The organism is Heyndrickxia sp. FSL K6-6286, assembly GCF_038630395.1.
Lineage (GTDB): Bacteria > Bacillota > Bacilli > Bacillales > Bacillaceae_C > Heyndrickxia > Heyndrickxia oleronia.
The window spans coordinates 2546041-2560850 of the sequence record NZ_CP152029.1 but is presented as its reverse complement, the minus strand read 5'-3'; the positions used below and the strand labels follow the sequence as shown (position 1 = coordinate 2560850).

Here is a 14810-nt window from a genome sequence, read left to right as displayed (position 1 = left end):
CCCCTGGCTATGCCGGGGGTTCCAGAGAGCTTATAGCGTGGTAATAAAAAAACCTCACTTCAGGGTAAGATAAAGTTGGTTTCCCGACCACTTCATCTCACCATAGAAGGAGGTATGCCCTGTGAAGGACATGAATAGTTTAGCACACACAACATGGAATTGTAAGTATCACATAGTTTTTGCCCCAAAGTACAGAAGGCAGATTATTTATGGAAAATATAAAAAGAGCATTGGGCAAATCATACGAGATTTATGTGAACGGAAAGGTGTAATAATTCATGAAGCAAATGCCTGTCCAGATCACATTCATATGTTAGTCAGTATTCCACCTAAATTAAGTGTATCTCAATTCATGGGTTATTTAAAAGGAAAAAGTAGCCTCATGATATTTGATCGACATGCCAATTTGAAGTATCGATACGGAAATCGGAAATTCTGGTGTAGGGGCTTCTATGTTGATACAGTAGGCAGAAATAAGAAACAAATACAAGAATACATTAGAAATCAGCTAAAGGAAGACTATATGGGTGATCAATTAACATTATTCGAGGAATATGACCCATTTACAGGAGAGAAAAATAAGAAGAAATAAAGAAATTCTTTAGAATTAGTGAGTGAATGTGGTGCAGGCGGGAAACCCTCTCAGTGGGCCTTTTAGGCCAAGGCCGGTAACATAGGCTTTCAGCCGCAGAGCAAACCACCAGTTCACACTGGTGGTTTTGATTGATTGATAGGAGTTGTATCTGACATAGTGTATAAATTTTTAATAACAGTTCAAAAATTCGGATAAATTTGATAAAATTTTACGCATATCGTTATAATTTAGGAATTGAAGGTGACTCGTTTGCTAAAAAGTGTTTTCCAAATCTTATTAATAGTAATTATCATTTTTATTATTGCTGCTGTACCATCGATGTTTGGATTAAAGGAATTAAATGGTAAACATCTTATTCAATTACATCCAGAGGCGATCATTTATAATATTCAAAGCTTTTTTCATTCAATTAAAGAAGGGACATTAGGTACATATTATATTAATGGAGTTCCACATCCTGTACTAGAAGATATTCAATCATATACAAAAAACTCAAGTTTATTATTATTTTTAAGTATGTTGGTTTCACTTATCTTTTCAATTACCTTTGGTGTTTTTTTACACCATTGGAAAATCACCTATTTTTTCAGATGGATGATCAATGCTTTATCTATCATTCCTGATTTTATTATCATCATTTTATCAATTACTCTAGCTATAAAGTTTTATCAAATGACAAACATTCGTTTAATCACATTATCACCATTAGCTGATACAGTAAATTTGACATTTCCACTTATCATTCTTTGTTTAATGCCTTCCTTTTATTTATTTAAAATGACTAATTCAAAGTATGAGGAAATTATAAGCGCTGAATATATCCGAACAGCTGTAGGGAAGGGATTAAGTCGCCCGTATATAAATAGTCGCCATGTATTAAAAAATTTAATTCCTTATCTTACTGGGGATATAAAAAAGGCTATTTCCCTCACGATTGGAAATTTGTTTATTATTGAGTATTTATTTAATATTAGAGGTTTGACGATTTTTATTTTTTCTGATTACGAATTTCAAAAAGTAGTTTTTTCACTTCTCATTTTGTTTGCGATTGCTGCAATTTGCTATCTTTCTATTAAAATCTTTTTCATTTTAATTGAGAAGGTGATTATACATGAGTGATAAAAGAAAATGGAATTTCTATCTACTTATTAGTAGCATTATGGTAGTTTTCTTGCTATTAATCGCTATTTTCGGTCCCGCATTGGCTCCACATCGTTTAACTGATTCCATTACCATCTATCAATATGGAAAAAAAGAAATTGCTTTTCCACCTTTACATCCGTTTACATATAAAGAGTTTCCATTAGGTACTGACAAATGGGGTTATGATATACTGACACTTTTATTATATGGAGCGAAATACACAGTGTTTACAGCAATGGGTATCGCTATTCTAAGATTATTGCTTGGTTTGTGTATTGGCTTATGGACTGGAATTTCGAAAAAGAAAATCAATACTTGGCAAGCTGTAGAAAATTCATTATCATATGTACCTTCATTTTTAATCATTTTTTTTATTTTATGGCCAATATCATTTTACTACAACATTAAGCCCATCCTTTTAATTTTAATTTTTGTCATTGTAGCATCATTGATCGGTTTTCCAACAGTAGCTGGTACCATACGTGAAAAAACAAGACAAGTATATCAGGCTTCTTTTGTAGAATCTGCTATAACCACGGGTTCGTCAAAGTGGAAAATAATAAAAAATCATATCATTCCACATATTAAAGAGGATATAGTTATCTTGTTTGTCCTTGAAATTGTTACTGCTATAACAATAATGGGGCAATTAGCTCTGTTTAATATTTTTATAGGTGGTACACAAGTTGAGTTTGACCCGGTTCTCTATCATTCAATTACGAAAGAATGGGCTGGATTAGTTGGACAAGCAAGAGATTTTATCTGGAGAGACCAGTTTGTCCTGTTTATCCCATTACTCTTTTTATTATATGCCACCATAAGTTTTCAACTTCTCGCTATCGGATTAAAGAAATTCTTCGATAAGCAATATAAAAGAAGTAGATGGATCTAATAAGGCCAATATCATTAACTGTTTTTCATAGTTTGTTGCATTTGTAAAAGCCTTACTACCAGCTTTCACCTTAATAAAGGGGAAAGAACGTTCTTACGAAGTTTGCAGCTATTTTCTTTAGTAAAATGTGGAGACTTGTCGTTCTTCAACTTATTTTTATTCTTTTTTACACTACCTAAATAGCATGATTGTTTGAGTAAATAGCCATATTATTTGAATAATGGTAAATAATATGAAGTAAAAAAGAGGTGGATACACTTGGAAAAAAACAAAGATGAGCATCAAATCATTAAACTTGAACGAGTAACCGATCGACAAATTGTCAATCAATATTTGGATAAGGGATGGACACTTTTAGAAGTGATTATTCAAAATGATGGCGATGAACATTCATCATACCTACTCGGTTGGGACAAGGCAAATGGTGAAATTAACGAATATGAAAATGGAATTGATTATTTTTAGGAGGATCTTTCTTGGTTATTATATATAATTAGTATTAGTGAAAAGAATGAAACAATCTTAGGCATTGTTACCTATTGATTTTTCCTCTTCAATATAGTAATATAATGATTACAAGCTGCATTGTTCGTATTGATAATAAAGTTTTAACCTTTAAGCTGTAAAAGGGAGTTTTATATTAGAACTGGAATGACATGCTTCCGCCTATATGGCATGGATGACAAGCAGGAATGTTCTTGCAAACACCCACTTTGAGGAGTGGTGGTTTAAAACTTTCTTACTACTCATACGGCAAAGGCGGCCTTTAATAATGAAACTACTAGATCGGTTCTGATGAGAACTGATTTTTTTATGCTTAAAATCCATAATAGAAATGAATAACAGGAGTACATTTTCTATTCGATTCATATATTGATACAACTTAGTAGGTGCTTCCAGTTGATCATAAATTTTCATGTTTAAATCATGGTCAAAATGTTTAGCATACTTAGCTGTTTATTTTTTTTGAATATTTTATAAGTAATCCGATCAGTTTCAGTGCTTTAAGAACAATTGAAAAAGAAAGAAGCCTTATCTATGAAGGCTTCAAGTAATTTATAAAATGCAACAATGAGATGTTTATAATTCATGTGTTCCTTTTTCAATTACTGGTGTCTTCCGGTGGAGCCAATTGCTTTATCTGTATTTGATTGATTATTATAGCTTGGATCTGGATTTAATTGTTCTTGGTCTGTTTTTTTTCCTAAATATGTGGTTTTATGTTGTTCCTGTAGTTTGTGGAATTTTTCAAAGTCTTGATTTACCAAGTGAAAAAACCTCCTTTTTTATAGCATCTGATTTAATTACTAAACTATGTAACAGTTTTGTTACATATTTCTGGTTTAATTAGTCTCCTTTATTCAACATTGGTGCTATTAGGAAAGGTTTAACGAATATATATTGTTTGTAGACCGTCAACCGCCTTTAACTCACATAAAAAATAGCTGCAAACTTCATATACTTTTTTAGATGTAAAGTCGGCAGTCTTTCATAAGAAAAGAATCAACACGAAAAGCAGGATAAATATATATCAATGAAAAAGCGGAAGCAATTGCTCCCACTTTAAAAAATAAAAATAAAATATTAATAAGGCCAATTAAAATGGGCATCCCCCATAAAGAATACAATTTATAAGTAAACCTAGTTAACCATTTAATTTACCGACTAAAGCCATAATTGCTTTTACAATAAGGACGATTGCAAAAAGAATAACAGTACCTGCTCCTATGAATTCAATTACTGTACCAAATGTTGAAGTGACTACATCTAAAAGACTTAATCCGAGTAAAGCAAAGCCAGCAACAATAGCAGCTAAAAATAATTGAATCATTTTTTACCACCTCCTTGTCAATAATATATGTACAACATAGAAGATTGTGAATTTAAGGATGATACATAAACTAACAGGAATAAATAATTTTATATTTTTGATGTGATTTTATGGTAATTAAAAAAATAAGTAAAATATAGAGAAAATTAGTCTATAATAGGACATATATCACGTTAAAGGATACAGTGTGCATAATTACTACGGGGGAAGAAGATGTTTCGATTTATTTATCAAAAACAGGTGAAGATTTGTTTGAAAATTGTATTTTGGTTTATTTTCTTTATTTACTTTTGCTACATGGTAAATATATTGTTCTTGAGTCAGTATCGGATGAATGATCCTCAAGGCACCTACAATATCATTCCTTTTAAAACCATCCACATGTATATTCATTACTATGACCATTTTAATTTTACAATTTGGTTTTCTAATTTATTTGGTAATATCCTTGCTTTTATGCCCCTAGGCTTTTTGGCTCCATTATTGATAAATAAATTGGATGGTTTTTTTAAAGTATTTCTACTTTCCTTCTTTTCAACTGTGGTAGTCGAAACGGTTCAATTGGTCTTTCATGTAGGAGGTTTTGATGTAGACGACATCATTTTAAATACAATTGGAGGTATACTCGGATATATTGTTCTTCTCCTTGTTAGAATTAATTTGAATCATTTAAGTAAAGGAAAAAACAAATTTACTGATATGTAAATGAATAAAACAAAATCACTCATCTTAAACTATAGATGAGGTGAAGCCAGTGAGTAAAAATCATAATGAGACATACATCAAAACGAAAGATGATTCTCTGCGAAATCAGAAGGCTAAAATGCCTAAAAAGCCTTTGCCACAACCGAAGGATTATGAAGAAATTGAATATTAGTACAAAAAACTACATCTATTTTAAAGGATGTAGTTTTTTTATGATTGCATATCCGTTAATAAAGATTATTAGGAATAAATAAAGAAGGATGAATCAAAATAAGATTAGATTATGTAGGAAGGAAAGATTATCTCATGTCTAACCAAAAATTAATCAATTTTTTAAATCAACAACTATCCAATTTTGCTGTTATGTACATAAAATTACATCGTTATCATTGGTTCATCCAAGGGAAGCATTTTTTTCGATTACATCAAACATTTGAACAGCTGTATAATGAAATGTCCGAGGATTTAGATGTACTAGCAGAACGTATTTTAGCGATTGGCGGAAAACCTTTAGCCACTATGAGCAAATACTTAGAGGAAACAACCTTGTTTGAAGCACAAGCAGACGATGAAGAGAATGAAATATATAGGCAATTAATCAAAGATTATGAACAAATGTGTATGGAAATGAATGATACAGGAAAGAAGCTAGCTGAAGAACAAGAGGATCAACCGACAATAGACCTATTTAATCATTTATTAGGACGCTTTGAAAAACATATATGGATGTTTAAAGCGAGTATTGCATTAGAATGAAAAAGTTAATAGTAAAAAGCAAACACTATCTTTTCTAGGATAGTGTTTGCTTTTTTTAGGCTCTATCTGAAACATTGTTATATATAGATTTAGTTTAACAAATAAAAATAGCTGAAAGAAACAACATGTTTCCTCATTTTACTAAAGTAAGAAGCTGTAAATTCAGATGTAAAAGAATGCGTTTAGGCTTCTACAACAAGCAACTAACTTTACGAAATCAGCCATTTTAAAGAACATAATATAATAATTATACTAAAAATGCATTTGTATTATTGTGATGACTTTTTGTTCTTTCTTAGAAAACGGAAAAGAAATATCCCAATTACTACATAGATTATAATCATTATACTCAATATAGGTATCCAAATATTATTCAACACGATCACTCCCAAATATATCTAATGTTATTTTAAAGGGTTGGATTGTTTTTGGAAAGGAACAACTTTGTGACACACGATTGTTTCATCCTTTAAACTCAATCGATTTATTAAAATTTGCTTGAAAATTTTCAACTTTGACAGAAAAGATTGTCAATATTTTTGTACTGTTATTTCATATATATTAAACTAACGATTAAGGAATATTTTTAATTCATTTTTTAATTGTATGATAAAAGAGTGAGGGAGAGCAAAATGAGTATTTACCAATATGATGTTATAAATATTAAGGGAGTAAAACAACCATTAAGTGAGTATAAAGGAAAAGTTCTATTGATAGTAAATACTGCTAGTAAATGTGGCTTTACACCTCAATTTAAGGAACTACAGGATTTATATGAAAAATACCGTGATAAGGGATTTGAAGTTTTGGGATTCCCATGTAATCAATTTAATCACCAAGATCCCGGCAATGAAAGAGAGATAGAAGAGTTTTGTCAGCTGAATTATGGGGTTACTTTTCCGATGTTTAGTAAAATTGAAGTCAATGGTAAAAACGCACATCCGTTATATCAATACTTAAAACAAGAATCTGCTGGGTTCCTTGGAACAAAAATGATCAAATGGAATTTTACTAAATTTATTATCAATCAGGAAGGAAAGGTTGTTTCAAGACATGCCCCAACAGTGAAACCCTCTATATTAGAAAATGAAATTAATACACTATTGGGATAATATTTTGTTTACCCTTCCTTGAAATTTTCTACTTTCATGTTATGATTGTAAGATTGAAAGGAAGAGGTTAGATGTTAAATAATCAAAAAATATTATTTATTGGTGCTGGACCAATGTCAGAGGCAATCATTTCAGGGATCATACAGTCCTCCGTGATTCCAGCACAACAAATTTATGTTCAAAACCGATCTAATACTGCTCGCTTAAAAGAATTACAGAAAAAGTATCAGATACATGTATATAATGAGAAAGATGTTCATTTAACTGAATTCAATATAATCGTCCTTGCAGTACAACCAAAAAATATCGAAGAAATTATTAACCAGTTAAAGAATACTATCCATACAAATCAATTAATTCTTTCCATCATTACAAGTATGAACATTGATTATTTTGAAGAAAGACTTATGAAACAACCAATTATTCGGGTTATGCCTAATACTTCAAGTATGGTATGTGAATCTGCTACTGCTATGGCAGTTGGGAAATATACAAATAATCATCATATTGAAATGAGTAAAATGATCTTTAGAAGTATTGGTGAAGTATATACTATTGCTGAAAAACATATGGATATCTTTACTGGCATCGCCGGTAGTGGACCAGCTTATTTTTACGCTTTAATGGAACAAATGGAGAGCGTAGCCATTGAAGGTGGTCTACCGAAACAACAGGTTCGTTCAATAGTTGCCCAAACAATTTTAGGTGCTGCAAGGATGGTTCTCGGGAATAACGGTTCTCCTGAAACCTTACGAAAGAATGTAGCAGCACCGAATGGACCGACCGAAGCGGGTCTAGTTGCTCTAGAATCATTTGGTGGTCTTAAAGCAATTAAGGAAGCAGTAAAAAATACAACGAAAAGATCAATTGAAATAAATGAAGAAATTGAAAAATCCTATATATAATTCCGATTCTTTTTCTAGCTTTTAAAGAAAAACAAGGAGTCTGGCCGAACTTAAGATACTATATCTCGTGAAAAGTTAACCTATTTGGAAACGAGAATTAGTAATAGGGGTCAGACTCCTATTCTTTTTTAGACATCCCCTTTTATCCAACTATTTTACTATACTCGAATAAAAATTCATTTAATATAACAAAAAAAGAGAAACAATTTCTAAAATTTTCCGATGTTAATAGTGTAATGACAAATATTGTATGTCGGAGGTATTCAGATGTTAACAATCGAATCTCTAAGTAATCAATATATTAATGGACAATGGAGAGAGGGGCAAAGTGATCATGTCCTTATTAATGTAAATCCATACAGTGGTGACATACTTTCTGAAGTAAAGATGGCAACTGTAACTGATGTTGATCTAGCATATAAAGCGGCTTTAAAAGCTAAAGACGATTGGGATAAAGTGAATCCATATAAAAAAAGAGATATTCTTGAAAAAGCAATTCAGTATATTGAGGCGCATGAAGAAGAAATTACAAATATTATTATTGAAGAATTAGGTGGGACTCGCTTAAAAGCTGCCTTCGAAATTGGATTAGTAAAAAATATGATTAAGGAAGCAGCAACTTTCCCTTTAAGAATGGAAGGCAAAATTCTACCTTCTACTGAGGATGGAAAGGAAAATCGATTATATCGTATTCCTGTTGGAGTTGTAGGTGTTATTAGCCCGTTTAACTTCCCATTTTTCTTATCAATGAAATCAGTTGCCCCAGCGTTAGGAGCTGGAAATGGTGTAGTTTTAAAACCTCATGAAGAAACTCCTATTACTGGTGGTACACTAATTGCAAAAATTTTCGAGGAAGCTGGACTACCAAAAGGATTATTAAATGTTGTTGTAACTGATATTAAAGAAATCGGTGATTCATTTGTTGAACACCCAATTCCAAGAATTATTTCATTTACTGGTTCGACAAAAGTAGGGAGTCATATTGGGCAATTAGCAGTTAAAAACTTTAAAAAGCCACTTCTAGAATTAGGAGGAAATAGTGCGTTTATTATTTTAGAGGATGCAGATATTGATTATGCGGTACAAGCTGCTACTTTTAGTCGTTTTACACATCAAGGTCAAATCTGTATGTCTGCAAATCGGATCATTGTTCAAGCAACTATTTATGACGAATTTATAAAAAAATATAAAGAGAAAGTATCTTCATTAAGTGTTGGTGATCCGAAAGATCCACAAACAATTATTGGACCTGTTGTGAATGAGAGACAAGCGAATAATTTACAAGCCATGATAGATAACGGAATTGAAGAAGGGGCTAAAGTAGTACTTCAAGGAAACATATCAGGTAATATGGTTGAACCAACTATATTAAAAGATGTAACTCCTAATATGACCATTGCTCAAGAGGAGCTTTTTGGCCCAGTTGTTTGTGTTATGCCATTTGAAACTGAAGATGATGCTATTGCCATTGCAAACGATACAAAATTCGGATTAAGTGGTGCTGTCCATACTAGTAATCTTGAAAAAGGAGTGGAATTGGCTAAAAAAATTCATTCAGGTATGATTCATGTAAATGATATTACAATTAATGATGAACCTATTGTTGCATTTGGCGGTGAGAAACAATCAGGTTTAGGAAGATTAAATGGTCAATGGAGTTTAGACGAATTTACGACTTTAAAATGGATTTCTGTTAATTACGGTCAAAGAAGCTTCCCATATTAATGAGGACAGAGGTAAAGAAAGATGAATGGTACAATAGAATATACAGTAACAGAACCAACTATTTTAGATGCATTTATCACGGTGGCACCTTATCTTAATAAGCTGGTGCATGATGATATAACAATTGGTATTTATAATACAGAGAAATTAATTTTGAATATTCCTGGTAATACTTTTTCACTTAATGTAAAGCCTGGTGATCCTCTTGCAGAAGGGGATATAATAACGGATGCAATTAGAGAAAATCGTGAAAAAACAGCCATCGTTCCTAAAGAGTTATTTGGCTTTCCGCTTCTGGCAAAAGCAATTCCTCTGCATGATAAAAACGGAAGAGTCATTGGTGGAGTAGGTCTTGGCACGAGTTTAGAAAAAGCGAATAAATTATATGAGGTAGCAGAAAGCCTATCTGCTATTGTTGAGGAAACAGCCGCTTCTATTGAGGAAATTACAGGATCTATAACAAATCTAGCCAATCAGGTTACTGATATTTCTGTTCATATGAAAGAGGTTAGTACAGGTGCTGATCAAATTGGACAAATTTCTTCAGTAGTTAAAGGGGTCTCAGATCAAAGTAATTTGTTAGGTTTAAATGCAGCTATAGAAGCAGCAAGAGCAGGAGAATCAGGGAGAGGTTTTTCAGTAGTTGCTGATGAAATAAGAAAGCTAGCTACCAATTCAAAAGAAAATGCAACGCAAATCGATGAAATATCGAAGAATATTCAAAATCTCTTGAAAAACTTAAATACATCCTTTTCTGGGATTCACGAATTAACGGATTCTCAGTCCGCTGCTATTCAAGAAATAAGTGCGACAATCCAGGAAATAAGCAAAAATGCTCATCATTTAGCAATGATGGCTCAAACAAGTTTAGAATCCGGAAAATAAAATAGACGATAAAGAGGAATCCATGTTGTGAAAAACATGATTCCTCTTTTTTATGTAGAAAATGCTGTTTTCAAAAAGGGGAATTTTGCATAAATAAAGAATTACTTATAGAAGAAGATATTTGAAGGGGGATTGCAATGAAAACAGCTTTAGTGCTTGGTGGAACAAGATTTTTTGGGGTTAAACTAGTTCATTCACTCATTCGTCAAGGGGTAGAGGTAACCGTAGCAACAAGAGGAAAAACAAATATCCCTTTCTCGGATAAGGTGAAGCTTATTACATTTGATCGAAATAGTCTCGATTCTTTCCAGACTGCATTTGAAGGTGGACAATGGGATGTCGTGTATGATCAAATTTGCTATTCAGGTGTAGATGCAAGAAATGCGGTCGAGATTTTTCAAGATAAAACAAAAAAATATATCTTCACCTCTACATTGTCTGTGTATGATCTCCTAGATAAAGAGTTAGTTGAAAGGGATTTTGACCCATATACATACCCAATTGATCTAAAAGAAAAGGATGAAGTGTCCTATCAAGAAGGAAAGCGTCAAGCGGAGGCTGTATTTTTCCAGAAAGCATCGCTACCAGTCACAGCAGTCAGATTTCCGATTGTACTTGGAGGTAATGATTATACTGAGAGAATGACATTTTATATAAATAAGGTCATAAATGATGAAGCGATTTATTTAAGAAACTTAGATGCATCTATAAGTTTTGTGAATGAAGACGAAGCAGGGGATTTTTTGGCTTGGATTGGCCAGACTAATTTTGATGGCCCTATCAATTGCTGTACGAATGGATCTGTTACTTTACGAGAATTTATCTCTTTTATTGAACTAGCAGCTGGCAAAAAAGCTAAGGTTGAAATTACTCAGAGTGATAATAAACAAACTCCTTATTCGATTCCTAAATCATGGATCATGAGCAATCAAAAAGCAAGAGATTTAGGCTACCACTTTCAAGACATTCATCAATGGCTGCCTGAACTAATTAAAAAATCAATCTAATATCCTTATAAATAGAAATATTGCCAAGTGTAATATTTCTATTTTTTATAAAGCATCTTTTCTCAAGCATTGTTGCTACTTAACTTAAGTTTTAACGAATAACGATTGGCTGAAGATCGTTTACTGAGAAAAGAGCTGTAATCTCCATAAGAACCACTGGATTCCATTATTGGTTGTAAAAGTAGGCAGTTAGACTTTTGCAACAGCAATAAATGATAGGAAAACAGCCAATTAACAAATCCATTGTTAAAAGGGCAATTATCAAATCACTAAAAGAAGAATGATGGATAAACTATTATATAGTTTCTTTTGATTTGGTATCTTATGAATTTTGTTGTATTTACAAATACTTACAGCCGACTTTTACACGTTATGTTACAGGTCTATTCTTAGTAAAATCAAGGAAGCTGATGTTCAAACTATATTTTTAATCAATGATTGTAACAAAAATATAGGGAAGAGCCTTAGATACGGATTGGGTAACAATATACAAAGGGAAAAATTCAACATAAATATATAGGTTTTCACTTCTAAGAGGAGGATCGACATGTTTGTTTGTTCGAATGAAATACAAGATCGACTTCTAAAGATTTTTCAACAGCTTCATCAAACCCCAGAGATTAGCTGGGAAGAAAGGGAGACAACTAAAATAATTGCGGATATTGTAGAAAAAGAAGGATGTAAAGTTTCTAGATTTGAAAATCAAACTGGTCTTATTGCAGAAATTGGGAGCGGAAAACCGGTTATTGCTATTCGAGCTGACATGGATGCATTATGGCAGGAGGTAGATGGAATATTTCAAGCAAATCATTCTTGCGGGCATGATGCCCATATGACAATTGTATTAGGGGTATTATTCTTATTGAAAAATACTTCTTTCAAAGGTACTATAAGATTTATTTTTCAACCTGCAGAGGAAAAAGGGCAAGGGGCATTAAGTATGGTTGAAAAACAGATTGTAGATGATGTAGATTACCTTTTTGGAGTTCATTTGCGTCCATATCAAGAAGTTCCAAATGGATATTGTTCGCCAATGATTATCCATGGTGCCTGTCGATTTATCAATGGGAATATTATTGGAGATGATCTCCACGGTGCAAGACCTCATCTAGGTGCAAATGCTATTGAGATAGGTGCCACTCTTGACCAAATGCTTAAAACCATACACATTGATCCTCTTGTACCATCATCTGTTAAACTAACTAAGTTTCAAGCTGGTGGAGAGAGCTCCAATATTATACCTGGTAATGCTGAATTCAGTATAGATATGCGGGCTCAAACGAATGAAGCGATGGAAAAAATGCAATCAAAAATTGACTTAATGATCGATGCATTAGAACGTTTTTATGAAGTCAAAATCCCTTATCAGATTAGTTCGAATGTCCCTGCAGCAGTAACCAATGAAGATGCTTGTGACATATTAAAAGAAGCAATCTTTCATGTTTTAGGAAGTAATCGATGCGTACCTCCAATCCAAACAACAGGTGGGGACGATTTCCATTATTATAAAATTAAACGACCGGAATTAAAGGCAACAATGCTTGGATTAGGTTGTGACTTGAAGCCTGGGTTGCATCATCCTAATATGACTTTTGATCAAAAAGCAATATTTACCGGTTCGACTATACTAGCAACTGCCATAAATATTGCATCTAATAAATAATTTATCCTTACTATATGTAAGTACAAAAAAGGAGACATATAAATGTGAAACACATTGATGTCTCCTTTTTACTTTAATGTATATGATTTTTCAAATCTCTGTTTTTTAAAAAATGGTTTCGTATAGTAAAAATAAGTTTAGTAATATTACTAGAATTGCAACAACCCATGCAATCATAGTCGTAATTTTATGGTTGGTTAGACCACCCATAATTGTTTTATTACTTGTAAACATGATCAGTGGTACTAATGCAAAAGCAATTCCAAATGAAAGAATCACTTGACTCATGACTAATGCATCGGTTGGATTAACTCCAGAAATGATAATAGCAAGAGCAGGTAGCATTGTAATGGCTCTTCTTAAATATAAATTTATTCTTACATTGATAAACCCTTGCATAACTACATCTCCAGCCATTGTTCCAACAGATGAGCTAGATAGACCGGCAATTAATAAACCAAGTCCAAAAGAAATTGCCGCAACTGGTCCGACATAGTGACTAAATTCATGAAATGCTATATCTAGGTCCTCTACAACTAAACCATTTTTAAAAAATAAGGCAGCAGAAACAATTAGCATACACATATTGATTGCACCAGCAATGATCATCGCAATAACAATATCAATAAATTCAAATTTAAAGATTCGTTTCTTTTCTGCATCATTTCTACCAACTATACGATTCTGTGTAAGCGAAGAGTGTAGATAGATCGCATGTGGCATAACTGTTGCCCCTAAAATACCAGCAGCGAGTAAAATACTGTCAACGCCTTCAAATTTTGGTGTAAGCATTCCTCCAAAAACGGCTCCCATATCAGGTTTAGCTAAAAATGTTTGAAAAGCAAATGCTAGAACCACTATAAGAACCATTGCTGCGATACCTGCTTCCAATGAACGAAATCCGCGTCGCTGTAATTCTAATATTGCAAATGAACCAACAGCAGTTATCAATGCGGCAGGTATCATAGGAATGTCAAATAGCAAATATAATCCTAGTGCTGCACCGATAAATTCAGCTAAATCTGTTGCAATAATGACTAACTCAGATTGAATCCATAAAAAGATTGAAACTCCTTTTGGAAATCGATCTCTAGCTACCTCAGGTAAGTTTTTTCCTGTCGCAATACCTAATTTTGCAGATAATGATTGAATAAGGACAGCCATCAGATTGGAAATAGCAATCACCCATAATAAAAGATAACCATATTTGGAGCCAGCCGTAATGTTTGTTGCAAAATTTCCTGGATCAATATACGCCACTGCAGCAATAAATGCAGGTCCTAAAAAGGGAAGGATTTTTTTGATTCCTGTAACCTCACCTCTTAAGACTGCATGAGCAGATACACTTGTTTTACTTTTTTTGTTTATATATTTTTTTGTTAAAGTTTTCTCACTCATTGTTTGTTTCCTCCCCACCCAAATGTAAACCTTTAACAAAAAAGTTTGCTTAGGGAAAAATTAGGTTTGTGATTATTTTATTCAATAATTATAAAAATGTAAACAATTTTTATTCGTTATTTTGCCCAATAATCATTTTGTTTTCTCCATATGTTTACAACCTATTTTTGGAAATGGCGATTTGTGTATTTTT

At 32.6% G+C, this 14810-nt stretch carries 16 protein-coding genes and 1 other RNA gene; 14 read left to right on the top strand and 3 right to left on the bottom strand.

Features of this window, described 5'->3' with window-relative positions; genetic code table 11:
• Window positions 1-130: 130 nt before the first annotated feature.
• The 5 genes from tnpA (at window position 131) to ssrS (ending at window position 3400) form a co-directional block, all read left to right on the top strand.
• Entirely contained in the window at window positions 131-592 is a 462-nt protein-coding gene (tnpA, locus tag MHI39_RS12935) for an IS200/IS605 family transposase (RefSeq protein ID WP_058006971.1), read from the top strand.
• A 252-nt stretch (window positions 593-844) separates the two neighbouring features.
• Complete coding sequence (locus MHI39_RS12930; RefSeq protein ID WP_342541357.1) at window positions 845-1714, top strand: ABC transporter permease subunit; 870 nt, start codon at window positions 845-847, stop codon at window positions 1712-1714.
• Window positions 1707-2630, top strand: coding sequence for an ABC transporter permease subunit (locus MHI39_RS12925; RefSeq protein WP_342541356.1), 924 nt, complete (start codon window positions 1707-1709; stop codon window positions 2628-2630). Before MHI39_RS12930 ends, MHI39_RS12925 begins: the two co-directional genes overlap by 8 nt.
• Before the next feature lie 258 nt (window positions 2631-2888).
• The gene (locus MHI39_RS12920) at window positions 2889-3095 is read left to right on the top strand and encodes a hypothetical protein (RefSeq protein ID WP_058003702.1); all 207 of its coding nucleotides are present in this window, start codon (window positions 2889-2891) and stop codon (window positions 3093-3095) included.
• A gap of 109 nt (window positions 3096-3204) precedes the next feature.
• Window positions 3205-3400, top strand: a non-coding RNA gene (gene ssrS, locus MHI39_RS12915) — 6S RNA.
• Window positions 3401-3736: 336 nt separating this feature from the next.
• On the opposite strand, the gene MHI39_RS12910 is transcribed toward ssrS, so the two are convergent.
• On the bottom strand, window positions 3737-3898 hold the full coding sequence (locus MHI39_RS12910) for a hypothetical protein (RefSeq protein ID WP_158022199.1): 162 nt from the start codon (window positions 3896-3898) through the stop codon (window positions 3737-3739).
• Between the two features lie 377 nt (window positions 3899-4275).
• Window positions 4276-4461, bottom strand: a complete 186-nt coding sequence (locus MHI39_RS12905) for a hypothetical protein (protein ID WP_058003701.1) — start codon at window positions 4459-4461, stop codon at window positions 4276-4278.
• A gap of 252 nt (window positions 4462-4713) precedes the next feature.
• Here MHI39_RS12905 and MHI39_RS12900 point away from each other — a divergent pair, with 252 nt between their 5' ends.
• The 9 genes from MHI39_RS12900 (at window position 4714) to MHI39_RS12860 (ending at window position 13219) form a co-directional block, all read left to right on the top strand.
• On the top strand, window positions 4714-5166 hold the full coding sequence (locus tag MHI39_RS12900; protein WP_236722853.1) for a VanZ family protein: 453 nt from the start codon (window positions 4714-4716) through the stop codon (window positions 5164-5166).
• A gap of 49 nt (window positions 5167-5215) precedes the next feature.
• On the top strand, window positions 5216-5338 hold the full coding sequence (locus MHI39_RS12895) for a hypothetical protein (RefSeq protein ID WP_259545352.1): 123 nt from the start codon (window positions 5216-5218) through the stop codon (window positions 5336-5338).
• Window positions 5339-5472: 134 nt separating this feature from the next.
• Window positions 5473-5922, top strand: coding sequence for a DNA starvation/stationary phase protection protein (locus MHI39_RS12890; protein WP_058003699.1), 450 nt, complete (start codon window positions 5473-5475; stop codon window positions 5920-5922).
• A 632-nt stretch (window positions 5923-6554) separates the two neighbouring features.
• Window positions 6555-7034, top strand: coding sequence for a glutathione peroxidase (locus MHI39_RS12885; RefSeq protein ID WP_058003698.1), 480 nt, complete (start codon window positions 6555-6557; stop codon window positions 7032-7034).
• Window positions 7035-7105: 71 nt separating this feature from the next.
• Window positions 7106-7939 carry a pyrroline-5-carboxylate reductase gene (proC, locus tag MHI39_RS12880; RefSeq protein WP_071975929.1) on the top strand — a complete coding sequence of 278 codons (834 nt, stop codon included), beginning with the start codon at window positions 7106-7108 and terminating at the stop codon, window positions 7937-7939.
• A 267-nt stretch (window positions 7940-8206) separates the two neighbouring features.
• A complete protein-coding gene (locus MHI39_RS12875; RefSeq protein WP_058003696.1) occupies window positions 8207-9664 on the top strand; it encodes an aldehyde dehydrogenase family protein in 1458 nt (485 codons plus the stop codon).
• Between the two features lie 21 nt (window positions 9665-9685).
• Window positions 9686-10549, top strand: coding sequence for a methyl-accepting chemotaxis protein (locus MHI39_RS12870; protein WP_058003695.1), 864 nt, complete (start codon window positions 9686-9688; stop codon window positions 10547-10549).
• A gap of 137 nt (window positions 10550-10686) precedes the next feature.
• The gene (locus MHI39_RS12865; RefSeq protein ID WP_342541352.1) at window positions 10687-11556 is read left to right on the top strand and encodes an NAD-dependent epimerase/dehydratase family protein; all 870 of its coding nucleotides are present in this window, start codon (window positions 10687-10689) and stop codon (window positions 11554-11556) included.
• 547 nt (window positions 11557-12103) lie between these two features.
• Window positions 12104-13219 (top strand): M20 peptidase aminoacylase family protein, encoded by a 1116-nt coding sequence (locus tag MHI39_RS12860; protein WP_058003693.1) that lies wholly within the window; start codon window positions 12104-12106, stop codon window positions 13217-13219.
• A 105-nt stretch (window positions 13220-13324) separates the two neighbouring features.
• On the opposite strand, the gene MHI39_RS12855 is transcribed toward MHI39_RS12860, so the two are convergent.
• The gene (locus MHI39_RS12855) at window positions 13325-14617 is read right to left on the bottom strand and encodes an Nramp family divalent metal transporter (RefSeq protein WP_342541350.1); all 1293 of its coding nucleotides are present in this window, start codon (window positions 14615-14617) and stop codon (window positions 13325-13327) included.
• Between the last annotated feature and the right edge of the window lie 193 nt (window positions 14618-14810).

Coding starts and splice junctions, on each gene's coding strand:
- tnpA (WP_058006971.1), top strand. CDS start 131: ATGAATAGTTTAGCACACACAACATGGAATTGTAAGTATCACATAGTT.
- MHI39_RS12925 (WP_342541356.1), top strand. CDS start 1,707: ATGAGTGATAAAAGAAAATGGAATTTCTATCTACTTATTAGTAGCATT.
- MHI39_RS12905 (WP_058003701.1), bottom strand. CDS start 4,461: ATGATTCAATTATTTTTAGCTGCTATTGTTGCTGGCTTTGCTTTACTC.
- MHI39_RS12890 (WP_058003699.1), top strand. CDS start 5,473: ATGTCTAACCAAAAATTAATCAATTTTTTAAATCAACAACTATCCAAT.
- MHI39_RS12885 (WP_058003698.1), top strand. CDS start 6,555: ATGAGTATTTACCAATATGATGTTATAAATATTAAGGGAGTAAAACAA.
- proC (WP_071975929.1), top strand. CDS start 7,106: ATGTTAAATAATCAAAAAATATTATTTATTGGTGCTGGACCAATGTCA.
- MHI39_RS12875 (WP_058003696.1), top strand. CDS start 8,207: ATGTTAACAATCGAATCTCTAAGTAATCAATATATTAATGGACAATGG.
- MHI39_RS12870 (WP_058003695.1), top strand. CDS start 9,686: ATGAATGGTACAATAGAATATACAGTAACAGAACCAACTATTTTAGAT.
- MHI39_RS12865 (WP_342541352.1), top strand. CDS start 10,687: ATGAAAACAGCTTTAGTGCTTGGTGGAACAAGATTTTTTGGGGTTAAA.
- MHI39_RS12860 (WP_058003693.1), top strand. CDS start 12,104: ATGTTTGTTTGTTCGAATGAAATACAAGATCGACTTCTAAAGATTTTT.
- MHI39_RS12855 (WP_342541350.1), bottom strand. CDS start 14,617: ATGAGTGAGAAAACTTTAACAAAAAAATATATAAACAAAAAAAGTAAA.